The 25,877-nt window shown below is 66.7% G+C and carries 17 protein-coding genes and 1 tRNA gene; 5 read left to right on the top strand and 13 right to left on the bottom strand.

Annotation, left to right across the window (positions count from 1 at the left end; translation table 11 throughout):
- The first annotated feature begins 70 nt into the window (after positions 1-70).
- The 5 genes from phaC (at position 71) to E4191_RS11140 (ending at position 4,972) form a co-directional block, all read left to right on the top strand.
- Positions 71-2,215, top strand: a complete 2,145-nt coding sequence (gene phaC / locus E4191_RS11160) for a class I poly(R)-hydroxyalkanoic acid synthase (RefSeq protein WP_135313469.1) — start codon at positions 71-73, stop codon at positions 2,213-2,215.
- A gap of 149 nt (positions 2,216-2,364) precedes the next feature.
- Entirely contained in the window at positions 2,365-2,820 is a 456-nt protein-coding gene (locus E4191_RS11155) for a Phasin (protein WP_135313468.1), read from the top strand.
- 138 nt (positions 2,821-2,958) lie between these two features.
- A complete protein-coding gene (gene phaR, locus E4191_RS11150; protein ID WP_135314439.1) occupies positions 2,959-3,522 on the top strand; it encodes a polyhydroxyalkanoate synthesis repressor PhaR in 564 nt (187 codons plus the stop codon).
- Between the two features lie 45 nt (positions 3,523-3,567).
- A tRNA-Ser gene (locus tag E4191_RS11145) sits at positions 3,568-3,657 on the top strand.
- Positions 3,658-3,991: 334 nt separating this feature from the next.
- Entirely contained in the window at positions 3,992-4,972 is a 981-nt protein-coding gene (locus E4191_RS11140; protein WP_135313467.1) for a sigma 54-interacting transcriptional regulator, read from the top strand.
- A gap of 29 nt (positions 4,973-5,001) precedes the next feature.
- Here the strand turns inward: E4191_RS11140 and E4191_RS11135 are convergent, their stop codons facing one another.
- The 13 genes from E4191_RS11135 to E4191_RS11075 form a co-directional block, all read right to left on the bottom strand.
- Entirely contained in the window at positions 5,002-5,526 is a 525-nt protein-coding gene (locus tag E4191_RS11135) for a hypothetical protein (RefSeq protein WP_135313466.1), read from the bottom strand.
- Positions 5,526-9,374, bottom strand: a complete 3,849-nt coding sequence (locus tag E4191_RS11130; protein WP_135313465.1) for a hypothetical protein — start codon at positions 9,372-9,374, stop codon at positions 5,526-5,528. Before E4191_RS11130 ends, E4191_RS11135 begins: the two co-directional genes overlap by 1 nt.
- 1 nt (position 9,375) lies before the next feature.
- Positions 9,376-11,499, bottom strand: coding sequence for an ATP-binding protein (locus tag E4191_RS11125; protein WP_135313464.1), 2,124 nt, complete (start codon positions 11,497-11,499; stop codon positions 9,376-9,378).
- Between the two features lie 3 nt (positions 11,500-11,502).
- Positions 11,503-13,437 carry a hypothetical protein gene (locus tag E4191_RS11120; protein WP_135313463.1) on the bottom strand — a complete coding sequence of 645 codons (1,935 nt, stop codon included), beginning with the start codon at positions 13,435-13,437 and terminating at the stop codon, positions 11,503-11,505.
- Positions 13,434-14,018: a hypothetical protein gene (locus tag E4191_RS11115; RefSeq protein ID WP_135313462.1), complete on the bottom strand. Its 585-nt coding sequence runs from the start codon at positions 14,016-14,018 to the stop codon at positions 13,434-13,436. The genes E4191_RS11120 and E4191_RS11115 overlap by 4 nt, the downstream gene beginning before the upstream one ends.
- Complete coding sequence (locus tag E4191_RS11110) at positions 14,015-15,187, bottom strand: hypothetical protein (RefSeq protein WP_135313461.1); 1,173 nt, start codon at positions 15,185-15,187, stop codon at positions 14,015-14,017. The genes E4191_RS11115 and E4191_RS11110 overlap by 4 nt, the downstream gene beginning before the upstream one ends.
- Complete coding sequence (locus tag E4191_RS11105) at positions 15,184-17,550, bottom strand: hypothetical protein (RefSeq protein WP_135313460.1); 2,367 nt, start codon at positions 17,548-17,550, stop codon at positions 15,184-15,186. The genes E4191_RS11110 and E4191_RS11105 overlap by 4 nt, the downstream gene beginning before the upstream one ends.
- Before the next feature lie 9 nt (positions 17,551-17,559).
- Positions 17,560-18,933 carry a DUF4200 domain-containing protein gene (locus E4191_RS11100; RefSeq protein WP_135313459.1) on the bottom strand — a complete coding sequence of 458 codons (1,374 nt, stop codon included), beginning with the start codon at positions 18,931-18,933 and terminating at the stop codon, positions 17,560-17,562.
- Positions 18,934-19,013: 80 nt separating this feature from the next.
- The gene (locus E4191_RS11095) at positions 19,014-21,059 is read right to left on the bottom strand and encodes a phage tail protein (protein WP_135313458.1); all 2,046 of its coding nucleotides are present in this window, start codon (positions 21,057-21,059) and stop codon (positions 19,014-19,016) included.
- A complete protein-coding gene (locus E4191_RS11090; protein WP_135313457.1) occupies positions 21,056-23,083 on the bottom strand; it encodes a putative baseplate assembly protein in 2,028 nt (675 codons plus the stop codon). Before E4191_RS11090 ends, E4191_RS11095 begins: the two co-directional genes overlap by 4 nt.
- Positions 23,080-25,059, bottom strand: a complete 1,980-nt coding sequence (locus E4191_RS11085) for a baseplate J/gp47 family protein (protein ID WP_135313456.1) — start codon at positions 25,057-25,059, stop codon at positions 23,080-23,082. Before E4191_RS11085 ends, E4191_RS11090 begins: the two co-directional genes overlap by 4 nt.
- Positions 25,056-25,475 (bottom strand): GPW/gp25 family protein, encoded by a 420-nt coding sequence (locus E4191_RS11080; RefSeq protein ID WP_228461259.1) that lies wholly within the window; start codon positions 25,473-25,475, stop codon positions 25,056-25,058. Before E4191_RS11080 ends, E4191_RS11085 begins: the two co-directional genes overlap by 4 nt.
- Before the next feature lie 4 nt (positions 25,476-25,479).
- On the bottom strand, positions 25,480-25,866 hold the full coding sequence (locus E4191_RS11075) for a PAAR domain-containing protein (protein WP_135313455.1): 387 nt from the start codon (positions 25,864-25,866) through the stop codon (positions 25,480-25,482).
- Positions 25,867-25,877: the final 11 nt, after the last annotated feature.

Here is a 25,877-nt window from a genome sequence, read left to right as displayed (position 1 = left end):
ATCGCGTGTAGGATCGGCAACAACCGCAAAGGGCCGCGCGAGCAAGACGACGGCCGAGACGAGCTCGGACATGTCCGATCCGAAGGCTGCGGAAACGCCCGCGCCCAAGGCGGCGGCCAAGCCCGCCACGAGGGCGAAGGCCGCGGCGAAGACGCCCGCGAAACCCGCCGCCACGACCCGTCGCGCTCCGGCAAAGGCCGCCAAGCCCGCGTCCTCGACCGGTGCCACGAAGCCTGCGACTGGTCCCGCGAAGCGCGCGACCAGTGCCGCGAAGCCCGCGACCGCAGCCAAGCCCCGCGCCAAGGCGGCCGCGCCCGAGGCCGACCAGCCGCAGGTCGCGGCCCACACGCCCTCCGAGGCCGCGGCGCCGAAGCCCGCCGAGGCGTCCAAGCCGACCGAAGCCCCCGCCGCCAAGGCTGCGCCCGCTGCCGAGGCACCCCCGCCGTCCGAGGCCGCGCAGCTTCCCCTGGCCCGCAAGATGGCCGAGAACATCGAGCGCATCGAGACCCTGGGCCATCGCCTGATGACCGCGCTGGCCGACCGCCAGCCCGGCAATCCGGGCGTCGAGGCGCCGGGGCCGGACCTCTACGTGACCGCGACCAATGCCTTCCTCAAGACGCTGACCGAACAGCCCGGCAAGATGATGGGCACGCAGGTCTCGTTCTGGGGCGAGACGCTGGCCAATTACGTCCGCGCGCAGAAGTCGCTGGCCAAGGGGCAGCTGCTGGCGCCCGAGGATGACGGCCCAGTGGACAAGCGCTTTGCCAATCCGCTGTGGCAGAGCCATCCCTTCTTCAACCTGATCAAGACGCAGTACCTGACCAATGCCCGCGCGCTGCGCAAGGCGGCCGACAGCCTGGATCTGCCCGACGAGGTGGCGCGGCGGCGCATCGACTGGCTGACCGCGCAGATCGTCGACATGATGGCGCCCACCAATTTCCTGGCGACCAATCCCGACGCGCTGGAACGTGCGGTCCAGACCGAAGGCGAAAGCCTGGTCAAGGGGCTGGAGAACCTGGTCCGCGATGTCGAGCAGCATGGCGGCGAGATGATCGTCTCGCTGGCCGACCGCCGCGCCTTCACGGTGGGCGACAACATCGGCACCGCGCCCGGCACCGTCGTCCATCGCGCGCCGCTGTTCGAGCTGATCCAGTACGCGCCCACGACCCCGCAGGCCCATACCCTGCCGCTGGTGATCTTCCCGCCCTGGATCAACAAGTTCTACATCCTGGACCTGAAGCCCCAGAACAGCCTGATCCGCTGGCTGGTGGAACAGGGGCAGACCCTGTTCGTGGTCAGCTGGAAGAACCCCGATGCCAGCTTCTCGGAAACCGGGATGGAGGACTATGTCACCGCCTACATCGAGGCGATGGACAAGATCCTGGAGCTGACCGGGCAGAGCCGCCTGAACACCGTGGGCTACTGCATCGCCGGCACCACGCTGTCGCTGACGCTGGCCCTTCTCAAGCAGCGCGGCGACCGCCGGGTGAACTCGGCCACGCTGTTCACGACGCTGACCGACTTTTCCGACCAGGGAGAGTTCACCAGCTTCCTGCAGGACGATTTCGTCAACGGCATCGATGCCGAGATCCGGCGCCACGGCATGCTGCCCGCCCGGCTGATGTCGCGCACCATGAGCTTCCTGCGCGCCAACGACCTGGTCTGGGGCCCGGCGATCCGCAGCTACATGATGGGCGAGACGCCGCCCGCCTTCGACCTGCTGTTCTGGAACGGCGATGCCACCAACCTGCCGGGACGCATGGCGATGCAGTACCTGCGCGGGCTGTGCCAGGACAACCACTTCGCGGGCGAGGGCTTCGACCTGCTGGGCCACAAGCTGCACGTGTCGGACGTGACCGTGCCGCTGTGCGCGGTGGCCTGCGAATCCGATCACATCGCGCCGTGGAAGGATTGCTGGCGGGGCGTGTCGCAGATGGGATCGACCGACCGAACCTTCATCCTGTCGCAGTCGGGCCATGTCGCCGGCATCGTGAACCCGCCGACCCGCAAGAAATACGGCCATTATCTCAGCGAGGCGGGCTTCGACGGCGGCCATCAGGCCTGGCGCGAGGGGGCCCGCTTTGCCGAGGGCAGCTGGTGGCCCCATTGGGGCCGCTGGCTGGCCGAGCGGTCGGGGCCGCTGCGCGATGCCCGCGATCCGGGCGAGGGGCTGGACCCCGCGCCGGGACGATACGTTCACGAGCGCGCAGGCTGACCCACGGGGAAGGCTGATTAATTTTTGCTGCAGCGCAGAAAAAAGCTTGAAATGCTGCACTGCAGCATTCATATTGGCGTCAAGGAATGGAACGCGGCGACACGTTCCCACAAGGTCTCTCGGTCGCTGCATCTTTGAGGAGTGAAGACATGGCGAAGACCCCGGATATGACGAAGACGATGCAGGACATGATGGCCAACTTTCCCATCGACACCAGCTCCATGCAGGAAGCGATGAAATCGCAGGGCGTGCTGGGCGAGAAGCTGACCCGCGTCGCGCTGAGCGCCGCCGAGCGCTCGACCGAGATCTCGGCCAACTGGGCCAAGGACTCGATCGCCCGCATGGGCGAGCTGGCCTCGGCCAAGCAGGAGCCTTCGGAATATGCGAAGGCCATGAGCGATTTCGCCTCGGCCTATGCCGAGCTGGCCGCCGAGCACATGGCCGCCTATGCCGAAGTTGCGAAGAAGGTCCAGATGGACACCGTCGACCTGATGCTGACCGCCGGCAAGGACATTGCCGCCGACGCCCAGAAGGTTGCCGAGAAGGCCGGCCGCGACACGCAAGCCGCCGTCAAGAAAGCCGCGTCGGCCGCCGACGCCAAGTAATCCTTCGGGATTGTCTGACAGACGGGCAGGGGGCGGCTTTCGGGCCGTCCCTTCGCACATGCGGCATTCGGATTTTTTCCTTTGCGTTTTGCAGGTGCAGCACCCATCATGGGGCACCCTGCATCCAAGGACTTCATGATGGCCGCATTGACTGCGCCGTTGCTGATCAAGCGTTATGCCAGCCGCCGGCTCTACAACACCGAAACCAGCGATTACGTCACGCTCGAGGACATCGCCGCCTTCATCCGCGAGGGGCGCGAGGTCAAGATCATCGACCTCAAGTCGGGCGACGACCTGACCCGGCAATACCTGCTGCAGATCATCGCCGAACACGAGAGCCGCGGCGAGAACGTCCTGCCCTTGGACGTGCTGACCGACCTGGTGCGCAGCTATGCCACCAATGCGCAATCGGTCGTCCCACAGTTCCTGGCCGCCAGCTTCGAGATGCTGCGCGAGGGCCAGTCCAAGCTGATGGAGAACATGACCGCGCTGCCCAATCCCATGGCCAGCATGCCGGGCTTCGACGCTTTGCAGCGCCAGCAGCAGTTGTTCCTCAAGGCGATGATGGGCGGCTGGCGCGGCGGCGCCTCGGGCCCCGAGCGCGAGGACGACACCCCCGCCCCGCAGGCCGAGGATCTGCGCGACATGGCCGAGATCCGCCGCCAGCTGGCCGAGCTGCAGAAGCGCGTCTCGAAGCTGTGACATCCGGCTTGCACAGCGGTTCCGCGCAGGCTAGACCCGCCCCACGGAGCGGTGGCCGAGTGGTCGAAGGCGCACGCCTGGAAAGTGTGTAGGCGGGGAACCGTCTCGAGGGTTCGAATCCCTCTCGCTCCGCCAAAGATGATTGAAAACCCTACTCAAATTGAAGTTTTCACATCTTTACCCGCTTTCAGGCCCGCCAAACAATTTGCGCTTGTTTGCGATATTGTGCAACACTCTTTAAGAGTGTGTCATCTATCCGCTGCCAACACGCGTTGCTGACATTGCCCAGAAATTGACGAATCGGTATTTAAGGCTTATTGATTCTGATACAATGGCCTCGTTGCGGGGATGAATATAAACAATAATCTGTAAGTGTAGTCTTTGTTGATTACAGTAAGATCGGTTTCGATGGCTGAGACGTGACACCTGTCAGTGTCTGACAGCTCACGGTGATGTTGGAGGGGACCACATGACCCCAAAGATCATCTACAGAAGCAAGGCGCAATTTGCGCTTCTCCAAAAGCTCTCGAAGGTTGCAAAGACCTCAGCCGAAATCCTGATTACCGGTCCGTCCGGGGTCGGCAAGGAGCTTTATGCTTCCTACATCCATGCAGAGAGTCTGCGAGCGTCGAAGCCGTTTGTCGCGGTGAACTGTGCGAACCTTTCAGTCGACATGATCGAGAACGAAATCTTTGGCCACGCCCGGGGTGCCTTCACCGGGGCGGTCACCTCTACCAACGGCCTTGCCGCCGCGGCCGAAGGTGGTACCCTATTTCTCGATGAAGTCGACGCGCTACCGTTTCCCTGCCAGGCCAAGCTTCTGCGCTTCGCGCAGGCGCGCGAATATCGCCGGCTCGGCGAGCCCCACACGCGGAAGGCGAATGTCAGGCTTATCTCCGCGAGCAATGTCGACTTGGTTGAAAGGGTACGTTGTGGTGCCTTTCGCGAGGATCTCTTCTTCCGCCTCCGGGTAGTGCCCGTCTCCATCCCGCCGCTCTCCGAACGACCAGAGGATATCCCCGCGCTCGTAGAGCACTTCGTGACGACATACGCCCAAGAATACGGCGTCCCTCCGGTTGAGTTCGGAAGCGCCGCTCGGGAGCGGATGCAGGCCTACGGCTGGCCAGGCAACGTCCGTGAACTCGAGAGCTGCGTGCGCTACCTCACTTGCCTCGACCTCGGGCGGCCGGCGCGTCCGGACGACCTGCCCCTTCTGGCGTTGGAACCGCCGCCGGCGACTGAGGGCGAGGACGGCGCGAGGCCCACGGAGCTGTCTCTGAAGCTGGGCAAGTCACGGGTCATCGAGAGCTTCGAGCGGGCCTACATCGACGCCGCGCTTCGCAACAGCCGCGGCAACGTCGCTGAGGCCGCCCGCATGAGCGGTAAGCATCGCCGCGCCTTCTTTGAGTTGATGCGGCGCCATGGAATAGATGCAGAAGTGTTTCGTTGACGGCGTTTTTTTCTGAGCGCTGTATAAATTTAGCGATCGGGAATTATCCCGGCTGCCATGAGAACGTCTGTGGCTGACTGCGCACGCTTCTCAAGGAAGATGCGTGTTCCATCGGAGCCACCCGGGATATCAATTAGTAATCGAATGAATCTCTTACCACATTCAAGCGCTTTATGGAATAGTATGCTCTTATTTACGGTGAAACAACGGCCATCACTATCCTTGACTTCTAAATTTTCCCCAAGGTCTGTGAATGTCACAATGAAGTCTTGGGAGGTACAAAGGTACCTAAAATCGGGCCGCCGCTTCCCCACCATAGTTATGGCACAATCAAAACAAATGTTTTGAACCGCCGCCCAGAGCTCGTCCACTACACACCACTCTTCCCCATCGAAACTTATACAAACTTCACCCTCAATAACGTGCTGCAGAGCGAGTCGTTGAAGAATGTGCTCGCTGGAGACATCATCTTCACTCAGCTCGAGCAAATTTCCACCTGAGACGAGGTGCATTTTATAATAGATATCAAGTTTGTCGACGCCGTTCTGCATCATTATGGCCCCAGTATATCCCAAATCGCGCGCATTTCTTGCTTCATTATGGTCACAAAACCAGCCTGCGATCGAGGAAAGAATTGTCCGATTTCATCACCTCCCCCAGCAATGCGAGAGCCGACTTGAACCTGCGCGCCCGCTGCGATGGTCTGCTGAGGAACTCCGGGGGCTGGGAGCCGCGGCCCGCCAGCCGGGTTAATTCGTCTTAGGGCTTCACCCAGCGAATCGGCTATAGAACTAGGCGAAGTTCCTTTCGGCCAGAGCGTAGTGTTTTTTGTCAGCCTGCTGAGAATGTTGAGGAACTCCCACGTGTGACCGTCCAGCATGTGAGCCATGTCCGCGCCCCTGAAGCCGAGTGAGGCAACTTCTGGTGGAGGAGCGAGTGCCGGAGGGGCTGCACTCCGCCGACTCAAGGTCATGGTCCACTCAGCCAGCTCGCGGAATTTAGATAGGTTTCCCCCAGCGATGTCCAAGAGTCGCGTAAGACGCGCGGCCTTACCTGAGCCTCCCGCTAACACAAGAAGTTGTTCTAGATCGGCGGCTGCGCCTGCACCCCCCGCCTTCGTGAGGAAGGAAACGAGTTGCGCACCATCGTCAGAATAGGCGAGCAAACGTGACAATCTCGCGCCGTCATTACCCACCTGTCCAAGCGCCGCCTCGAGCCGAGCTCCATCTTTGCCGAAGGCACTGAGCGCGGTCTCCAATCGTCCGGCGTCGTCACCGAACGAACCGAGCGCCGCCTCGAGCCGAGCTCCATCCTTGCCGAAGGCATCCAATGCGGTGTCCAACCGGGCGGCATCGTCACCATAAGCGCTCAGTGCGGCTTCGAGCCGGGCACCGTCGTCGCCAAACTGTCCCAGCGCCACCTCGAGGCGGGCCGCGTCGTTGCCGTAGCGCGCCAAAGCCGACTCGAGGCGAGTCCCGTCGCGTCCAAACCGCCCAAGCGCTTGCTCAAGGCGTGCGACGTCGTCGCCCATCACGCCCAGAAGACGCTCGAGCCGGAAGCCGTCATCACCTACGAGGGCCAGCACGCGCTCCAGGTCGTCAACGTTGTTGCCGCGACGCGAGAGACGAGCCAGCACAGTCTCAAGGCGGGCGGCGTCGTCTCCGAACGCCGAGACCAGACGTGCCAAGCGCGCTTCGTCACCCCCGACGATCGTCAGCAGGCGACTCAGGCGAGCCACGTCGTCGCCGGCCAGGCCCAGCAAGCGCGCTAGGCGACTTGTGGCCTTGCCCATCCAACCCAGGATTCTGCCGCCGAAGACTGCAGTCGCAATGTCGAAAATCGCGTGGCCGATAGCCCGGCCCCGATCCTCGTCCGTTGCATGCGGATCAGTGAACACCTTGTACAGCTCGATGACCAGCAAGACGAAAACTACGAGAAGCAGGATAACCACCAAGACGATGGCATACTTTGCAATGAAAGCGGCCACTGCCAGCACGCCAGCGATGAAGGCAAGCAGGGCTGCAGGGCCGCCGACTAGGAACACGATGACCCCGATTACGACCAGCACGACGACGACGAGGATGGCGATCACCAGCAGGAGCACCAGGCCGACAATCAGCTGGCCGAGCCGCTCGATTATGCCCTTGACGATGCCCACGATGACGTTCCAGGCGCGTGACCACCAGTTCTCGTTCTCAATCTCTGACGCCCGTTCTTCGAGCTTGGCGCCCAGCTGCGAGACCACCTGGTCCTGACCGGCGAGGGTTTCGTTCGCCTTGCGAACCAGCTCCGCGACGCCCCGGCGCAACTGTTCCGACCAACCGCTGATCACCGTGTCTACCTGGGCGCGCAGATCCCTGCCGACACCGTCGGCCAGGGCGCTCATTTCCCGCAGTGCGCCACTCGCCACTTCTCCCGTCTGCCTCGCGGCCTCTGCCGCGATACCCATGACAGAGGTCTCGAAGTCAGCGACCATCCCGTCGACCGGCGTGCAGACGCGATCGACGGCCTCAGCGCCTTGGCTGGCCTGATCGGTGACCACTCCGGAAATCCCGTCCAGCATGCCCTGGACCATGGTGTCCAGATCCCCGGTGAAACCGGCCAAGGCCGCGTCCAGGTCCGCTGCCGCCTCTGCTAGTGCCTCATCCAGAACCTGGCCACTCAAGGGGGTGAAGTTGATGGCGTTCTCCGCCTCCGCCGCATCCAGCGCCAACAGCGTGGAATTGCCTTGGAGGTCCACCTGGGCCTCCGCCTCCAAAGCCAAGTCCTCGATCTTGCCGACGGCGCCTGCCCGCTGGGCTTCCAGTTGAGAAACGATCGGAGCACGCAGACCCAAAAGCCGGCCCATCGCATCCGCCTTGGCTTGCTCTATCTGGCCAAGCGCGGTGTCGGAAGCCTCCATCACCGCCGCCACCGCGTCGTCCCGTTCCTGCCGAATAGCGGCGATGGCGCCGTCCCGTACCGAGCGCATCTCGGTTCGCATCGGCTCGACCTCGCCACCGAACTTGCCTGCGAGATCCGCCGCATCTCGCTCGATTGCCTGCGCAGCGTCCTCGCCAGCCTGAGTGATTTCGGAAGCCGTCTCCGAGGTGATGATGTGCAGCGCGCGCTCGATCTCGCCCGCTCGATCGGCGCTGCGCCACGCCTGGATCTTTTGTGCACACACAGTCCACGCGGCCAAGACCCGAGTGCGGGTCCCCTCCCGCACCCGCACGGCCTCCCGGTCACCCGCCTCGCTGGCCTCGCGGGCATTGTCGGACGCTGCGGTGCTGAGCCGCAGCTCTTGATCAACGCACATATCGTTCGCCGCCTGGACCTGCTGCTCGGCAGAACTCCGGATGGACTCCAATCGGTTGTCCTGGTCCGTGCGGATCTCGTCGCTGGCGGCGTCCGCCGCGGACTGCAACCTCTCCTCGGCGTCTGAAAACGCCTGGTCCAAGCGCTGGATCTGTACGTCGAAGCTCGCCTGACACCTGGCCTGCTCCGCGGCCGCGTGTTCGCGAATGCTTTGCTTGCGCGCCTCCACCGCCTGACGCATGCGGCTTCTGCGCTCTTCCACGACCTCGTGATAACTGGCGAGGGCAGCCCCGCCGAGACTTGCCGCACCCCCTCCGGTGCCGGCGAGACCTCCGGTTTGATCCGAAGTTCGCCGTCCGCTCTCTGTCCTAAGCTCTGCCGGCGGGCCACCACCAGTCTGCTCCTTCTCCTCAGGAGCCGGGAGCTCGCCGCCTTCGCCATCGGCCGCCTCGGCGTAGGTCGCCTCGGCCGCGGTGTCCTCTGCCGCCTCGATCCCTGCCTCAGCCTCGTCAGCGCTCGGATTCGGTCCGTAAGGCGCTTCTAGGCTTGGCGGGACCGCCTCGATCGCGGCGCTGTCGCCGGCGCGCTCGCTTTCCAGGGTGGTCAGCGAATCCACCGCTTCTGCGCCCGCTCCCGAGGGAAAGGCCTGGCCAAGAATGCGGATGGTGGTGCTTCCTCCACCGCCGCCGCGAGCTTCGGCGTGGGCGGTCTCTTCCCTGCCTAGCGCACCATCAGCGGCCGGCCGTCCCTCGGTGGCTGGCGCGATGGCTTCTCTGCCGGAGCTAACTGCCGGCGTGGCCTGGCCGACAACCTCGGCCTGCTCTGCGGCGCGGCCCTCCGCTCCTGCGTCGGCTGTTCGCGCAGCCTCCGAGGCCGCGTATTTGCGGTCCGCATCCGGCGCTGCACCAGCGCGGCCCTCGGCTCGGAGAAGCGCGATTGTATTCCCCCCCTCTGCCAAAGCGTCTTGCGGATAGCCCCCTTCCGGCGCGCCACGCGGTACGGTTGCCGGTGCCGTCAGGGGTTGTGCGGTCTGGGTGTAAGGAGCGGGAAGCGGCAAGGGGGCGGTTGCCGGTGCCGTCGCTTTAAGTGCCCCGCCGCGCGCCATCTTAGATCCGTGTCCGGGCCACGCTCAGCCCGTCCGGCTGGCTGGCATCCATGAGCCGCGCTTCCTTGCGGAACTGCCGCTCAGTTGCGGCGGCGAGGTGTTCCTGCGCGATCCGCTCGCTGCCGTCCCCGGCGGCCAGCAATGCCGCCATCCGCGCTGCGGTCATGATCGCGCCGCCCGTCAGGTCGAACGCCGCCGCCGCGGCAAGATCGACGTCGGATCCAAGCGGTGCGCGTGCGAAGGCAAGATGCCAAAGGCGCAGCCGTTCGTCGCGACCGGGGCGCGGAAAATTCAGCGCGATCTGGAAGCGGCGGATGAAGGCCGGGTCGATCTCGTCGCGCTGGTTCGAGGCCAGGATCACCAGCCCGCCCGAGAAGGCCTCGAGGCGCTGGAGCAGGTAGCTAACCTCAAGATTCGCATAGCGGTCGGTGCCGTGGCGCACCTCGCCACGACGGCCGAAAAGCGCATCGGCTTCGTCGAAGAACAGCGCCGCCCGGCTCTGTTCGGCGTGGTCGAATACCGCTTCGAGGTTCTTTTCGGTCTCGCCCACCCATTTCGACACGACCTGGCTCAGGTCGACCTTCATTAGCGCAACACCGGCGGTCCCGGCGATGACCTCAGCCGCCATGGTCTTGCCGGTGCCCGGATCGCCAGTAAACAGCGCCTTGAGCGCGCCCGACGATCCGGTCAGCCGCCCGAAGCCCCAGGCGCCGTCGACCATCGGGGCATGGGCATAAAGGGCAGCGATTTCTGTGATCTGGCGGTGCAGATCTTCGGGCGCCACCAGATCCGACAGATCGCGCCTCGGTTCGACCAGGATGACCGAGGGCAGATGCGCGGGCGTGGCTACCAGCCGCGCAGCGCGGGCAAGCGCGGGCAATAGGTCGGGCACCGATCCGTTTGTGCGGTTGCGGCGTTCGGAGAGTGCCACCTGCACGGCGGCGCGGCGTTCGCGCAGACCCAGGCGATACCGCGCGTCAAGAGCCGCTGCGGCATCCGGAGGCAGGGCATCGGTGGGCAGCGGCCAAGCGGTCGGCCCTTCAGTCACAGGCAGCAGGATATCGGCATAGGGACGGTTGCCAATCAGGATTGCGGGACGCCACGGGGTCCGCCCGGACAGCACGATTCGCAGCGGCAGGCGGGCGAGCGCTTCGGCCAGCGGACGCCCCTGCGCACCGAACGGCGGCAGGGCCTGCGTCTCAAGCCACAAGATCGCCTCGGCGCCGGCGGCAATGGCGGCCTGTTCCCGCAGGCGGGCCGCCCAGTCGCTGCCCTCGCCGCCAAGATCGCCCCGGAACACCGGGCGCACGATGGATGAGGCGAAGTCAGCCAGGATGTCGTCATGCCGGCCCGGCTCCGGACCCCAGAGGCCGACGAGAGCGTTGTCAGCGGTGGCAAGGCAACGGATCGCGGGGCCGAGTGCCGCCCGCCGCGCCTCGTCGGCAACCGCTCCGGGTAGGATCATCCGCGGATCGTTAAGCGACACGGGCGGTGCCGGCAGCGCGCCGAGGAGCCATTCGGTGAGGCCGGGCGCGGGTTCAAGCCGCGTCTTCATCGCGGTTGCTACCGGATCGTCCGCCACCAGAAGCCCAAGCCGCCGGAGCGCGCCGCCCGGTCCGAGGCGCCGCCGGCAGCTGCCGTCGCGTGCGCCCGTGCCACCAGCCAGCGTCAGGACTACCTCCACGGATGGACTGTTGCGCGCAAGGTCGTCGAGCACGTAACCGTAGAGCCGTCGGTAGTCCGGCGCGATCTCCGGGGCGGCACAGATGAGCAACGCGGCGCGCTCGAATGCGCTGAGGCCGGCATCCCGGCTCAGCCGTTCGAGGGGTGGGGGCAGCGGGTCATCACGCAGCATTTCGGCTTCCGCTTCGGACTCGGGCGGCGATAGGGCGATCTCGGGTAGCGGGTCCGTGCCATTCCGGATCCTGTGCTCAATCCCTGAAAGCAGGGCATCGGCATGGTGCGGCGCGAGCGTGCCGGCGGGGCTGGCCATCGCCCGCAGCGCCTCGATCCCCACGGTGCGGCGGCGTAGCCCGGCCGCCAGCGAGCGGTTCAGCGCGGAAAGCCAGAGGTGCAAATGCAGCGTGGCGAGATCTTCGCGGGAAAGCTTTGCGCGCCCGGCCATCGTCTAGCCCACCCGAAAGGCGAGGTCGCGCCCCGGCAACCACGGCAGCGCGCCGACGGTGCCAAGCAGGCCCGCATCGCGCAGATCGAACGCGCGCCGCCCAAGCGGCAGAACCACGGTGATCCGCCGCGCCCCCACTTCAAGCCAGCCGGCAAGGTCGGCGAAACGTCCCCGGACAAGAAGCGGGTCCGGGTCGGCCCAACTCGCCGGGTCATGCCGGAAAAGGCTCCATCCGATATCGGCAAGTGCGAAACCGGCAAGCAAAGTTGAAACTTCGCTCAGCGCGCGGGCTGGATCCTGATCCGTTGCACCCATCACAAGCGGCGCGCCCGCATCAAGGCCGTGCCAGATCTGGTCCGCGCGCGCGACCAGCGCCGCGTCAGCCGCAAGGCGCGCACGCAGGCCGCTCGACAGGCGTGTGGCGGGGGTGGCGTGGCCGCGCCAGCCATCCGGGCCAGCGACCGTCACGGCCCTTTCGCCGGGAAGCGCCGGACCCTCGGCCAGAATGGCCAGCCCGGCGGCGTCGAGCGCTCGCCAGACTCCGGTGTCGGCTGGCGCGAGGAAATAGGTGCGACCAACCCTCCGCAGCAGCGGCAGGAGCGTGGCGGGGGTGCCGCTGGCGACGGGATAGAGCCCGCCGGGATCGAACAGCACCAGCCGGCTCCGGTGCAGGACCAGCGGCAGCGCGCCGCGGGCGTCCAGGGATCCCAGAAGTGCGGCACCCGCCGTGGCCCGGCAACAGGCACCGCTGTCGGACAGACGTGCCGAGGCGGCGGCAAAATCGGCGCCGTCCGGCGCAGCGACCAAATCGACCGCCTGAGCGACGGAGCGACGGTCTCCGGTGCTCCAGCCGCCCGGTCCTGAGGACAGGGCCTTCAACGCCACGGCGGCGGCCAGCGTCCGGCACGACACCCAGTTCGGCATATCGAGCGTCATCGCATCGGTGATGCCGTGGCGCGCGAGCACGGCGTGCACGAGAAATGGAAGCGCGCTGTCCAGAGCATGGCGGCCCTGAGAGAGGCAGGTGACGCAGCCGGAGTTTGCCTGTTCGAGACGGTGCCGAAGCTTGCCACCGGGGTGTGAAGCGGCCGCCGGTTCGTCCCGAACCGACCCGCCCGCGACGATACCGGTGCGGTCGTTGGGCTGTTCCGCGCCGTGATCGCGCGCTGTCCCGGTTTCCACCCGTCCGCGCTCCAACGCAGCTAGGATGGCTTCGGCCTGTGCGCGCAGCGTCTTAGCATCGGCAGGGGCCGGCGGTCTGGTTGCCGAGATTTGGGACGCTGCAAGGCTGGTGGCGAGGCCCCCCAACACGGCGAGCAGGGCGTCACGTTGCGCCGCCTGTCCACCGCTCGTTTGAGTGGCGGGAATTGACCTGCTGTCCACTGCCGCAAATTCCGGCGCAGTCGCCGGGCCGGGCGACAGCGTTGCCAGCACCTGCCCAAGAAGGTGCTCAAGCCTAGGCGTCGTGAGCGCGGATATGGCGGCGGCCTGCCCATCCGTGGCAAAGAGACGTTCGAGAAATCTCAGGACTGGCGCCGCCGGATTTGACAGGATCGGCGCAGGTACTTCTGCCACTCCGCCTTCGGCTTCGGGTTCCGGCACAGCGGGCGTCGGCACCGCTTGCACCTGCTCCCGTTCTGCCGCAGCCAGTGCGGCCTCCACCGCGTCGGCCAGTCGAGCCCTGAGTGCCGGTCGCGCCAGCGGCGCCGCTCCGGCAAAGTCACGGGCGGCGAGCGTCAGGTCGATCTCCAGTGGCATACGCTGCGCGTCCGGGCTGTCGCGCAGGCGGGGGGCAACAAGCTCCTCCAGCATGGGCAGCACGATGGCCTGGACGCGTCGTGCTACCGCCTGGTGGTCGTCGCCCTTGAGCCACGGCGCGACCGTGCCCGCCGGACGGCGGATCACGAGGTAGCAATGGTGGATCGCAAGATCAGTCATGGCACGGCGTCCGCGCCCCAGAACGGGCGGTAGCCTTCTAGGGCGACGAAAATGTCGTAGGTGCCGTCCGGGATCGCCGCAGGCGTGTCGTTTGGCAGGATCTGCAACGTCAACGACAATTGATAGACCGAAGGCGCAATCAAGGTCACAAACTTGCCTGACTGTACGCGGCGTATTCCGGCCGGGTCGCCACGGTCCCCCACGACGGTGAACGCCGCAGTGTCCACCAGCGCGCCATTGACGAGCAGGCGGGTATTGTCCAGCCTGTCGGCAACCTGTCCCGGGATCGGGATCGCCGGCAACCGGACAACCCGGTTGCCGTCAATCGCATGGTGCAGAGGGTTGGCGATTACTGCCTCATCAAGCGGAACCGATTTCAGTTCCAGCACCGATTGCGGCAGATAGGTCCGCGCCGGTGGCAGACTATCACTTCCGTCCAGAGAACTGCGCAGTGAGCCGAGTGGAAGATTCGCCCCGACCAGCGTGGCAAGATCGGGCGCGGCACTCTGGGTCGTCGCGGCGAGCGCCACGAGGACATGGCCGGTCTCCTTCAGGCAGACCACATGCATGGTGGCGGTCATGGCGTTCCTCCTTCCGATGTGGCGACGGCGACAAGATAGCTGACCGCCCCCGGCCCGCTGGTCAGCATGCCGCCTACGCCGCCCCCGAGCGGTAGCGAGGTCCATGCGATGCGGCAATGAACCCGCCGGTCGGCGTCGACCCGGCATTCCTGCACCAAAGCCGCGAAATCCCGCGTCGGATCGGGCGCATAGGCCGGATCGATCATCGGTGAGACGGTGACATGGACCGTGGCCTTGCCCTCCAGCACCTGCTGCGCGGTCACCCCCTGCGGCAGCGGCAGGATCGTCCCGTCGCTTGCGATGCCCGATTCCACCTGAACGCTGTTGCCGGTGCGCTTGCCGGTCAGCGCCCCTTTGGCGGTCACGTCACCGGCCGCATTCACCTTCAGCAGGGGATCGACGGGCCGGCCGGCACCCTTGAAGGTGCCGAAGCAAAGCTCCGGCCCATTGGCGGTCTGGCTTACCTGCAGCACCGTATCGCCGGGCAGCAGCGCGCCTTTCGGCTGAAGCTGGACGATCGCGTCATCGCCCGCCACGGTCGCGGCATTAACCCCGGCGGAGGGCCGGTGGCGTTGCGCCGTCTCGGCATCGACGTCCGCGAAGCTCTGCGCCGCCGCCGACCATGTGACGAAGCCCACCAGCACCATCCAGTCCGAACTGCCCTCTTCCTCGGACGGCTTACCCGAGACCGCTGGCGCCACCTGGTCCTGCGTTTCGTCGCCCGGCTGTCCGAAGCGCAGTTCGAAGCCTTCCTCCACCCCGCCACCCGCGCTGCCTGGTCCGCAGGCATCGGTTGCACCCCCGGCGCCGGTCACCGCGCGGTACTGGCTGACCACGAATACAGGATAAGGGGTTTCCTCGGCGATGGTGTTGCCGATGCTCTGCCGGAAACGGCTGGCGCTCAGTTCGGTTCTCTCGGTCAGCAAGATCTCGCGGCCATAGCCGTCGATAGCGAGCCCGGGGTCGAGGAAGACGCGGGAAAAGGCGTTGCCGAAACTGTCCTCAGCCGGTTCGGGCGATAGCATCAGCCCGTTGACGATCCCCGGCCGATGCACCAGACGATTGTGCCGTTCGGCCCGGCCGCGCGGAATCGCAGCAAGCTGGTCAAGCTGTGCCGCCTGAAGGATCTGCCCTTCGGCAAAGATCGGGCGGGTGACGGGCGCGGTCATGCCGTGCCTCCTTTTCTCAGCGCGTCTACAGCGTCGGTGAGCTTTTTCAGATCGCTCGTCAGCTTGCGGTTCTCGTCCTGAAGCGCCTTGACCGTGTCAGTGCCCTGGATCGCCCGTCGCAGCTTGGCCTCGGTCAGTTCGCGGGCGATGGCCGATTTCACATCTTCGGTGACCCGCTTCTCAAGCAGTCCCGTCAGGTCTTTCGTGACGCTCGCGGAAAGGTCGGCGCGCAACTCGGCGACGGATGCGTCGACCGTTTTGCCAAGCGAGGCGGCCAGCGCGCGCTCCGCCTGCCCGCGCGAAGCGGCAACCTCTGCCACGACCGCCTTGGATACGGCATCATGCAACTCCGCGTCATTGGAGGAAGGCTCTCGGCCCGACTCTCGCCCTGGAGTGCGTCCGCCGAAAATGTTCGAGATCGCGCCGCCACGACGTCCGAGCGCGCCAAGGTCTATGGCGGCCGCACTTGCCGACAGCAGCGCCAGATTGGACGAGAACGCGGTGATGTTTTCCACGTCCCGCGGCTCTATCCGGTACTGTTTCAGCAGGAGGGCCATGTTTTCGTCGGTTGCGGCCTCGCTCACCATCGGCGCATAGGTCCGCGAGATCGTCATTTCCTCGGCGCGCACCGAGGAAAGTTCAGACACGACTTCGCGGGGATTGTCGTGCGGGCCGGGCTTTGCGCGGCCAAACACCTTGCCGACATCGAAGTCGCAGCAGAGCCGTTTCATCAGGTCGCCAACGATACCTATGGGCGGCAGCCAGTAGCGGATGGCCACCGGCGTCAGCACGAAGCGGCGCGACATGTTGCAGATGTCCACGACCTCGCAGTCCTTCACGGTCAGGCAGGCCAGCAGGACACCCTGATCGTCGCAGGTCTGGCACGGTGGATTGAGCGCCAGGCAGATGCAGTCGATGAGATATTCAAACAGGATCTTGACAAGTTCCTGCACGCCGCGGCTGGTGGCGCTCAACTCGGCGATATCGCTTTGCGGATCACGGCCCGGCACTGTTTCGATCCGGACCCGGCGCAGCCGGTCGGCCAGATCGCAGCGGGTCAGGCTCGTCGCGTGGTCGAGCCTGCCCAGAAGCCAGCCCTTGAGCAGCGCCGCGTCATTCCTTACCCGGCCGATCTGCTTGTAGGAGACCGGCGTGTTCAGCGCGACCAGCTTTGCCTCGACCGAAGCATAGCGTTCCTCGGACTGATCCCCAATCACATATTTCTGCGACAGCCGGACGGCCTCCTCGGCCTCGGTGCGCGCGATCAGGGTCTTCAGGGTTGTGGGGGCCAGCATTTTGATCCGCGGACCCGCGGCGGCAATAGTGACTTCCGCTGCATGGAGCAGGTCTTTGAGTTCCGCATTGTTTCCCAGAATCGACGCCTTTTCCTTGGAGGCAAGTGCCCGGAACCGCGTGATGGCGCCAGTCAGGACCTGCATCTGGGCGACATGCAGGCGCAGCGCCTGTTCATCCAGCTTGTACTTCGGCGGGCTTTTGCCTTCACCTTCGACATCGCTGTCGTCGTCGATCGAGAACTCGTTCAGCGTGGCCAGTTCCGGCGTGACCTCGCGCAGGGTGCGGATGCTCGCCGCTTCGAAAGGAATCGGTGTCTCGGCTTTAATCGCAAAGGCCGCGCGGTCGATCTGAATCGCCTGTGCCTGCGCCGTCTGCGCCTTGGAAATGGCGGCTGTCGCCAGTCGGAGATCACCGATGCATTCGGCAATGCGCTTGAAAAGGTCGGTCCGCGCGGGCTGGCCGCAATCGCAGCGCAATTCGAACCTGTAGCCTTCGCAGACCCGTGTCGGTTCGCAGGCTTGCTGGCCGCAGGGGTCACCGCTGCCATAGGGGGTGACTGGATCCTCCAGCGTCTCGGTATAGGTCAGATAGAGCCCGTAGCTGCGCGTGTCGGACTCTTTCTCGTCACAAGGATCGCCGCAATCGTAGCCCGCCAGTTGGCGCTTGCGCAGGTCGCGGATCAACGCCTTTATGTCGATGTCCTCCTTGCAGGGCACAAGAAGGTCGTTGCCGCAGCAATCGAGCGCAAAGCCCGGTGCCACGCTTACTTTGCCGCCGCCGCAGGGATGGCAGGTGACGGTCAGCCCGCAGACCACGCCGTCGCCGAAGAGGAAGCGATTGTGCAGACGGTTCTTGCCAACCACATACTCGGTCAGCGCCTGCAGGTCGTCCTCGGTCAGAAGCTGGCCGGCGAAGAAGCGCGGCTGCTTGAAGTTCAGGTCGGTGCAGACCCCGGAAGCGCCGCCGCAGGTGCAACCGCCGCCGCCACCGGTTGATGTGTGGCCGCCGCCATGATCGCTGCCGTGTCCGCCGCAGCCGCATCCCGATTTCCTAGGTGTTGTCGACATGGTGACCTCCTATTCCCCGGCGATCCAGAACCAGCTTTCGAAATTGCCGGGTCCGGAGGTTGTCCAGGGCATCGGCCCGTGGGGCGGATGGTTGCAAACTTCACGGTGGGGCAGGCCGGCCTCGGCCTCCTCCTTGCGGGCGGCCTCGTCGGCCGCGTTTTCGATCCTGAGGCGTGGAACGCGCCCGCCGACATGCAGCCCCTCGAGCGGTCGGCAGCAGCGGTCGAGCAGGAACGGCGCGCGCACTACGATCATGATCCTGTCTTTCTGCTGGACCGTCTCGCCCGTGGCGTCGCGGTACCGGATGCGGTCGACCATCCCGTCGGCGGGCAGATCGACGAACTCGCCCTCCATCGCCGCGATCACGCCCGATAGCCCCCGGCCGCCGGTGATGCGCATGAGTTCCACGGTGCCTGGGGTGATCGTCGCCACATGCACGGGGCGCGAGAAGGTGATCTCGATGCCGCCGTCCTTGTCCTTGGTGCCGAGGATCGCGTTGGCCGTCCGGGCCGAATAGGTGGCGCCATGCGCCCAGCTGATCCCGGTGATGACGGTCGGGTCGTAAAGCCCGAAACGCCGGCGGACGGAATGGTCGATATCCGCGCCTCCGATGGGTTCGTCCTTTACGACCTCGATCGCGGCGAGTAGCAAGCAGGCCTCGTCGCAGCAGGTGCAACAGGGCTCGCAGCGCCTATCGTCTACGGGGGCGGTCAGTGATGCGATGATCCGCGCGCCTTCGGCAACCCGCGCCATCTGGCAGGCATTCGTCGTGGCGCAGTCGTCCATGGCGAAGGGGCGCGTCGGCTCGCGGCCGCATTCTTCATAACAGAGGCTCAGATAGAGCCGGTGCGGTGCGCCGTCGGCCAGCTGTTCGCGTTCTGACGATTTCAACAGCGCCATCACATCCACGATCCGGTCGCCCGCAAGGATCACGTCGTTGCCGTTGCAGTCGATCGCAGCCCCGCAAGTTACGCGCACCAGATGCAGCGGCGGGCTGTCCTTCTCGCAAGGATCGTCTGACTGATCGGGGCGGTCGCCGTTCAGCCGGTCAAGCTCCTGCAATAGTTTCTCGCGTTCGGCGGCAACCGCGTCGATGCGGGCATCGATCTCCTTGATCTCCTTCTCGTCCTGCGCCTCGCGGGCCTTCTCTTTGAGCGCGGTCAATTCCTCCTTGAGCCTAGCGATCTGCGCGCGCAATTCCTTCCGGCGCGCGCTGTCGTCGGGCAGGCATTCCTCCGGCGGTGCGACAGGGTGCACGACCATCCCGCAAAGGATGCCGTAACCGTACACGCAGCGATGGGCGTGCTTCAGCTTCTCACGGAAATAGGTCTGCTCGGTCCGAAGATCGCGCTCGCAGATGAGCTGGCCGTGGAAATAGTTCATCCGGACCGGGCGGTGCAGGCAATTGCAGGGGCCCCGGTCGTCGCTGCAGGGATCGTCGTGGATTTGGTCTTCCATCACTCTCACTCCGGACAGGACATGGGTTGGGCGGCGGGCGGGCTGGTCAGGGTGCTGCGGCCGAGCACGGGACCGGGCGGCGCGGACCCGCCAAGGATCGTGGTGTGGCCAAGCTGGCCACGGGACGTGCCAAGCACATGTGGCGCAGGCCATGCGATCAGGGTGTCGATGCCGATCCGAAGCGCGCCGCCAAGCCGGAACCCTGTGCTGCTGCCGACGCTGAGGACGGCAAGCGTATGGGCCGGCTTCTGCCCGTCCACCAGCCGCGACAGCGCATCGGTCTGTGCCCCGACGCCGGATGGCACGGCAACCGTGAAGCGGAACGCGCCCGTGGTATGGGGATCGGCGGCGGGATCGCCGTAGCTCATCACCGGCGTTCGGCCCAGCGGCGAGACGCCCAAGGTCAGCCGCGCGCTCTTGCGGCTGAACAGCCGAGTGCGCCCCAGGCGGGCATCGGCGGGACCGGGCGCGCCGGACGCCGCCACAGCGCCCCAGTTGCGTTCAAGCCCGTGTTCGGTGATTGCCGGATCGTCGGAAAGATCATAGGCAAGCCGGATCGATGCGGCCAGCCCGGCGCGCGTGCCGCGGCGGCGGAACAGATCGGGTGCTGCCCTGAGGATCCGCCGCCGGGTCGCGGCGTCCCATGTCTCGTCCAGCGAGACGGCAAGGAAGCGCGCGATCCACGGCAGCACCTCGTCGCGGGCGCGGGCACCATCGATCAGCGCCGGAAACTGGGCGACGGCGGCATCGACCATCCCGAGGCTCGCGTCGAAGAGGCTGAGAAATCGTTCGGTGAAATCGCCTGCCACGCCCTCCTCGCGGTAGACGGAAGGCAGCAGATCGGCTGAGGTGGCGCGCGGAAAGTCGATGTGGATGCGCCGTACTCGCGGCGTGGCGCTGCCATCGCCGCTCAGGCGCAAACGGAGGAAAAGGTAACGCCCCGGCGGGGTGCGGATCAGCGCGTCAAGCTGGCCGGGCTCGATGACCTGCCAGTCTCCGGGATGCGGCAGGCCCGGCGCGAATCCTGCCCAATCGGGATCGACGGTGCCCTGTGCCGTCGGAAGCGCCGTCTCGCTGGTGGCGACGGCAAGGCCGAGCCGGGTGCCCGCCGGGATCTCAGCGTCGAGGATCAGGCGGTGCCAGCGGCAGCGCGGGATGCCGCTGTCGAGCGCGCGGGTCAGAAGCTGGCCCTGACGGGCAAAGGCCGCGCCCTCAGCGCTGCCGACGCAATCGGCGGCAATCGACCGCCCGAACCAGTCCCAGCAGAACGTCGTCTCGGTTCCGTGGCCGTCGCCGCGCAGAAGGCAGAAACCCGAGCGGTCGCTGCGCAGCATCGCCGTGCGGGTGAAGGCAGTCGTCAAGTCGTCGGCGTCGCGCGGCACAAACGCCGGATCGGCAACTGTTTCCTGCGCGTGGAGGGTAAAGCGATCCGCCCCGGCCTCGACCGCGAGCCAGAGGCGGCCCTTCGCATCATGCGCGATCCGGGCGATGCGGCCTTCCGGCAATGCGGCGAGCCATGCGCCAAGCGGTCGGCCGTTGGGGGTGAAACGCAACAGCGCGGTGCCGCCATGGGCCGCGACGACGATCTCGCCCGCAGGTCCGAAGCTGACATCGCGGGGCGCGTCCACCGCGATCTCGGCCAGGATCCGCGCGCCCTTCAGAAGCAGCACCCAGACCCGCCCCGCTGCCGCATCCGCCACCGCGACCCTGTGGCGATCTACGGCGACCGCGACGGCACGCCCGAAGGCCACGGGAACGCAGCCGCGCGGCCAGGCCTCGCGCCATTTGTTTGAACAGCCGTCAAGTGCCCTGATCGTGCTGGCCGGAGCCGCGCGCGCCGCCAGATACCAGTCGTACGGGTTGCAGCCCGGCGCCAGGGCAGGCAGCGGAATGTAGGGATCGATCGCGTCGGGCGTCAGCCCCTCCAGGCCGCCTTCCATCCGGACGCCGCCATCGTCGCCTAGGCCCGTCAAGCCCTGCGCGCTGTATTCGTCCCAGCCGGTCAGGTGGTCGAGAAGCCGGAACCGGGGCTCGTTCGGAAGGCAGCTCATGCTTGGGCCTCCTCGGTTTCCACGACAAGTCGATGCCGGTCCGGCCAGGGCAGGCTGAAGCGGCGCAGGGCCACGTCCGCGCAGGCCGGGTATCCGATCCCGTCGAGCGTCACCGCCAGGAACGGCACCGCCGCGATGCCGTCATCGGCTTCCAGGACGACATGGGTCAGGTCGGCATGGCGCAGCACCGCGCCGATCCGCCATTCCGCGGCTTCCGGGTTCAGCCAGCGGTCGAGCGCAGCGCGGGCGGCGCGTTCGGCTGCCAACGGGTCGGCCCCGGCTGCCACGGCCAGCGTCGCCTCGATCCGCACCCTCTCATAACGCGGCGCGGCCGCGACGATTCGCGCGCCCAGCGGCCCGACCGCCCGCGCCAGATGCCGCGCGACCGCGCCAAGCGTGGCACTCGTCGACACCGGCGGGGCATCGGATGGCTCCGAAAGATCGCGGCGCGGCACGATGAAGACACCGACGGTGCCGGGCCGGTTCGCGCCGGGAAAGGCCGGATCGATCCCGCTCAGCGCATAGGCCTTCAGGACATTCGCGCCGGGGGCTTGCCGGGCGAGCAGCGCCATGTCGCCGGTGCTGACCGCCCGTCCACGTGTCTTGATCATGGCCGGGCCCGTGCCAATTGCTGCCGCCGGTTCCTCGGCAGCGGCGCCGCCTTCGGCCCGAAACGGGTTGGTCACCCCCGAGACGCCCGTGATCCGCACCGGCAGGCGCGTTATCGCATCCACGTCGACATTGCCCGCCGCCCCGAGGGTGACTGAGTAGGCGCGCACCGCCACGACCCGGATGCCTGGCGGCGGTGCGCGCCCCTCGCGCCCGTCGCCGAACAGGATCTCGCCAGTGGCGGTATCAAGCATGAAGACCCTTGCGTCGGGCCGCTGGCCGGCCAGCGTCGCGACTTCCTCCCACTGCCGGAAGGTGCCGCTGGATCCGGTCCCTGCGTCATCCCCTTCATCCAAGGCGAACAGGTCGGCACCCGAAGCACCTTCGTCGACCTCCAGCACGACCGACCCCGAAAGGACTGGCGCGCGTGCAAGCTTCACGCGCGACGACTGCCCGGCAGCCTGCTGTACCGGGAATTCGTTGCGCACGGTTTCACCTGCCGTGATGGCGACCGCGTGGGCGTGAACGGAGCGAAGCCGGGGCGACGGGTCGAGCCTTCCACCGGCAAGCCGGAGTCGCAGCCAGAAAAGCGGATCGCCGGTACCGACAGCGGCGGGACGCCCGGCAACCACCGTGCTGGGAAGCGAAAGCGTGACGATCCCGGTGCGGCCGAGCGCGTCGGTCGTGTCGGCCTCGACATCGACGGGCTGGAAGCCGCGATTGGTCAGGGCTTCCCAACGAAGCTGTGGTGCCGGGCGCACCGGAAGCGCCGCGCCGCCCTCCGCCACCGGCAATGGCGCGCCGTTGTCGGCAGGTTCGAACGCGAGTGAAAGCTGTCCGGCAACCCGGCCGACGCCCTCGAACCCCAGATAGAGCGCGGCACCGACCTCGGGCCAGTCGCCGAAGGCCGCGAAAGTCTCGCCCTCGGATACCTTCAACACGACCTCGCCGTCGAAGGCCTGGCGTTCGACCAGCGTGAGGTTGGGCACGCTCAGCCCGATGGAGGTTTCCCAAGTGACGTCGCCCTTCTCGCCATCGGCCCGCGCGCTCAGCAACCGCGTGCCGGGCGGGATCTCCACCGGCGCGGTATTTCGCTCGTCGGGCGTGAAGACGGCGATGGCGGTGGCCGCGCGCGCGGAGGACAGGCTCAGCCCGGCTGCACACAGGAACTCCACCATCGCCTTCTCGGGCAGCCGTTCAGCGCGCGCGAGGATCGGGTCGAGTAGCAGCCCGAACAGACGTACCAGCGCGACGCCCGCATCCTCTTCGCCAAGGTCGCGCCATTCGGGCACATAGCCCGCGATGCGCGCCTGAAGCGCCGCAATCGCCGCAGCCCGACCGCCCGGCATCAGCACGGGCACACCATCCACGATGGTTGCCGGTACGCACGGGCTCTCCCACCACGGACGGGTCATAGCGTGGCCTCCCCGGCTGCTTCGCGCCGGACGCGCACGACCAGACGGTTGAGCCGCACCAGATCCGATGGGCCGGTGGCGACCTCGGTGCAGTCCTCAGCAGGCGCATCGGTGTCACCAAGACGAATCGCGACGCGCTCGACCCGCGCCCCGGCCGGCAATGCCGGTTCGGCCACCCGGAGCAGTTCGGAAGGGTGCAGCGGGCGACCGAAGTCCCAACCGGTGCCGGAGGGTCCGCCCAATCCGGGATGCAAATACTCCGACAGGACCGGGCGCAGGATCTCCGCCAGCGGACCGGGCGCGCCCGTGGCCGTCGAGACCTCGATGCTCAGATCGACAGGTCGGAAGGCCGGGCGTCGCACGAAGACACGCGTGGTCAGCATCCGCGCGGCGTCGAGCCGTGCGCCGATCACGGAAAGCGCGCCGTCGTCGGCGCGCGGGGCGGGTGTGTGGATTTCAGTTCGCGGAACGATGAAAACCGTCACGCTGTCGGCGATGTACAGGCAGGGGAAATTCGGATCGTGGCCCGCGATCACAAAGGCCCGGTGCGGGCCGATACCCGGCGCGGTTTCGGCCAGATCCACGAAATCTTCGGAGGTCACCGCACGGTGACGCGCCGCAAGCGCCCCTGCCACCCGCGCGCGGGCCTCGGCCAGGGGCTCGGGCTCCGCACCGCCCTCGGCGGGCGCCAGCGATTGAAGCTCGAAGGTCAGGCCTGGCTCTGCGGCGCGCCAGATCATTCCTGCCGCATGGTTTCCGTCCGGCCCGCCGCCAATTCGCGCGGACAACGCGATATTGGTCGCGGGTGCGGGGACGCGCCCGGCATAGCCGTCGCCGAAGACCAGCCGCCCGAGGCTGCGATCGAAGCTGAAGACGCGGTTTTCAGGGGCGGCGGGACCGAGGTCAGGGAGCCGCACCCAGTCGTGAAAGGTTCCCACCGCATCGGCTAGCCGCAGCGCAAGCGTGTCTTCGATCACGGGTGAGAACTCCATGGGCAGATCGAGCATCTGCCCCGAGATCGGCAGCAACCTAGACAGGGACGCTAGAATCTCGGCGCGCAGCCGGTCCCGCGCCGCGTTGCCGGTATCGTGATCGGCAATCTCTACGCCGCGGCTGTGCTCGGCCACCACCGCACCCATGGCCAGCGCCGTCAGTCTCGGCGGCTCGGCATGGCGCGCGGCCTCGGTGGACAGGGTCAGGCGCAGGCGGTCGGCGCCCGCGGCACCCGCAGGCAGAGCAAAGGTGATCAGGCCCGACCGCCGCAATCCCCCGGTCCCGTCTTGCCAGTCCTCTACCGCACCCCCTGTGCCCCCCGTACCCGGCACCGACCAAGACAGCACCAGCGGCCCCGGCGGTGGCGCTTCGGCGGCCTCGGCATGCCATTCCGGCGCGACGCCCGATCCGTCCAGTACGACCGCGATGGCTACCCGCGCGCCCACATCCCCAGGCGCGACCGGCGCGCGGAGCCGCACCTCAACGCCAAGCGATCCCGCCGCACCATGACGCGCCATCACCGCCACGCTGTCGCCACGCTCCAGCCGGTCAGTCACGGATACGCCGTCCGCGAAGACCTCATGGCTCACCACCGGCGGCAGCAAAACGCCCTGCCTTGTCGAGAAGATCATCGCCGACGGCGCGGCCCCCTCCGGCCGGATCTGCGTTCCTGCGGGCAGGATCCGCGATGCCGCCAGCGTCCGCGGCCGGAGCGCCACGACCGTGGTCGCGACCCCAGTGCCACGCGGCACCTCGCCCAGCAGCGCCAGCAGCGCATGGGTCAGGGCATCGGGCGCCTGATCCAACACGAACAACTGCTGCTCCAGCAGGAACGCGAACAGTTCCAGCAGCGTGACTCCGGGATCGACGGGAGCGTGATGGGTCCAGCGGCCCCCCGAGGCCCCAGGGATCCGCCGCAGGGCCATCAGGCGCAGATCCTCGTAGGTCAGATCGTCGAGCGACAGGGGGGCAAGCGCGGTCATGACGCGGCCTCCTCAGGTCCGAAGCCGTCGATATAGAACGGAAACACCAGGTTGCCGCGCACATAGGTGGCGCGGATCTGATAGCTGATCTCGAGGTTCACATGGGTCTCGTCGCGCGGATCGGCCTCGGCGCGCAGGTTCTTGACCTCGATCCGCGGCTCGTGATCGCGCAGCGCCGCCGCGACGCGACGCTCCAGCAGGCGCAGTCCCTTCTCGGATCCCGGCGCGAAGATCTGCTCGCGGGCCGAAGTGCCGAAATCGCTGCGCATGACGCGCTCGCGCAGGCTTGTCAGAAGCAGGATGCGCAGCGACTGCTCGATATTGTCCTCGCCGCCCACGTAACCCAGGCGGCCGCGCGCGTCGGGCAGGAGCGGGAACCGCCACCCGAAGCCGATGATATCGTCTCGCACGCTCATCGCCCTATCCGATCATCACTGTGGAAACGCCGGTGATCGCCCCGCTGCCATCGCAGGTCTGCACCGGATCTCCAACACGTGCCGCGGCCTTGCCGTTGATCTTCACAGTGGTACTGCCGCTTTGGACCGTGCCGCTGTTGTCGGGCGGCGACTGGAACGATACGCCGGGCGGTGTGGGGATATGCGGCGGACGGTTCTCGGCCACGCTGCCTTCCGTGGCGGCCGCAAGCCCCTCGATCTTCACATCCGACGACAGATCGCTAACAAGTGGCCCGGAAAACCGGTGGGGCAGAGGCGTTGGAACCGGCGATGCCGGCGGTGCGGGGACCAGCACGACATGAATGTCGACCCCGACCACTGTGTCGCCTTCTTTCGCTGCGGGTTGACCCATGGTGTCGCCTC

It is taken from the genome of Paracoccus liaowanqingii, from assembly GCF_004683865.2.
Lineage (GTDB): Bacteria > Pseudomonadota > Alphaproteobacteria > Rhodobacterales > Rhodobacteraceae > Paracoccus > Paracoccus liaowanqingii.
This window is presented reverse-complemented; position numbering and strand designations above follow the sequence as displayed.

Bases quoted from the DNA above. Each gene is read 5' to 3' on its own strand.
- phaC (WP_135313469.1), top strand. From the start codon at position 71: ATGTCCGATCCGAAGGCTGCGGAAACGCCCGCGCCCAAGGCGGCGGCC.
- E4191_RS11155 (WP_135313468.1), top strand. From the start codon at position 2,365: ATGGCGAAGACCCCGGATATGACGAAGACGATGCAGGACATGATGGCC.
- phaR (WP_135314439.1), top strand. From the start codon at position 2,959: ATGGCCGCATTGACTGCGCCGTTGCTGATCAAGCGTTATGCCAGCCGC.
- E4191_RS11140 (WP_135313467.1), top strand. From the start codon at position 3,992: ATGACCCCAAAGATCATCTACAGAAGCAAGGCGCAATTTGCGCTTCTC.
- E4191_RS11135 (WP_135313466.1), bottom strand. From the start codon at position 5,526: ATGATGCAGAACGGCGTCGACAAACTTGATATCTATTATAAAATGCAC.
- E4191_RS11130 (WP_135313465.1), bottom strand. From the start codon at position 9,374: ATGGCGCGCGGCGGGGCACTTAAAGCGACGGCACCGGCAACCGCCCCC.
- E4191_RS11125 (WP_135313464.1), bottom strand. From the start codon at position 11,499: ATGGCCGGGCGCGCAAAGCTTTCCCGCGAAGATCTCGCCACGCTGCAT.
- E4191_RS11120 (WP_135313463.1), bottom strand. From the start codon at position 13,437: ATGACTGATCTTGCGATCCACCATTGCTACCTCGTGATCCGCCGTCCG.
- E4191_RS11115 (WP_135313462.1), bottom strand. From the start codon at position 14,018: ATGACCGCCACCATGCATGTGGTCTGCCTGAAGGAGACCGGCCATGTC.
- E4191_RS11110 (WP_135313461.1), bottom strand. From the start codon at position 15,187: ATGACCGCGCCCGTCACCCGCCCGATCTTTGCCGAAGGGCAGATCCTT.
- E4191_RS11105 (WP_135313460.1), bottom strand. From the start codon at position 17,550: ATGTCGACAACACCTAGGAAATCGGGATGCGGCTGCGGCGGACACGGC.
- E4191_RS11100 (WP_135313459.1), bottom strand. From the start codon at position 18,933: ATGAACTATTTCCACGGCCAGCTCATCTGCGAGCGCGATCTTCGGACC.
- E4191_RS11095 (WP_135313458.1), bottom strand. From the start codon at position 21,059: ATGAGCTGCCTTCCGAACGAGCCCCGGTTCCGGCTTCTCGACCACCTG.
- E4191_RS11090 (WP_135313457.1), bottom strand. From the start codon at position 23,083: ATGACCCGTCCGTGGTGGGAGAGCCCGTGCGTACCGGCAACCATCGTG.
- E4191_RS11085 (WP_135313456.1), bottom strand. From the start codon at position 25,059: ATGACCGCGCTTGCCCCCCTGTCGCTCGACGATCTGACCTACGAGGAT.
- E4191_RS11080 (WP_228461259.1), bottom strand. From the start codon at position 25,475: ATGAGCGTGCGAGACGATATCATCGGCTTCGGGTGGCGGTTCCCGCTC.
- E4191_RS11075 (WP_135313455.1), bottom strand. From the start codon at position 25,866: ATGGGTCAACCCGCAGCGAAAGAAGGCGACACAGTGGTCGGGGTCGAC.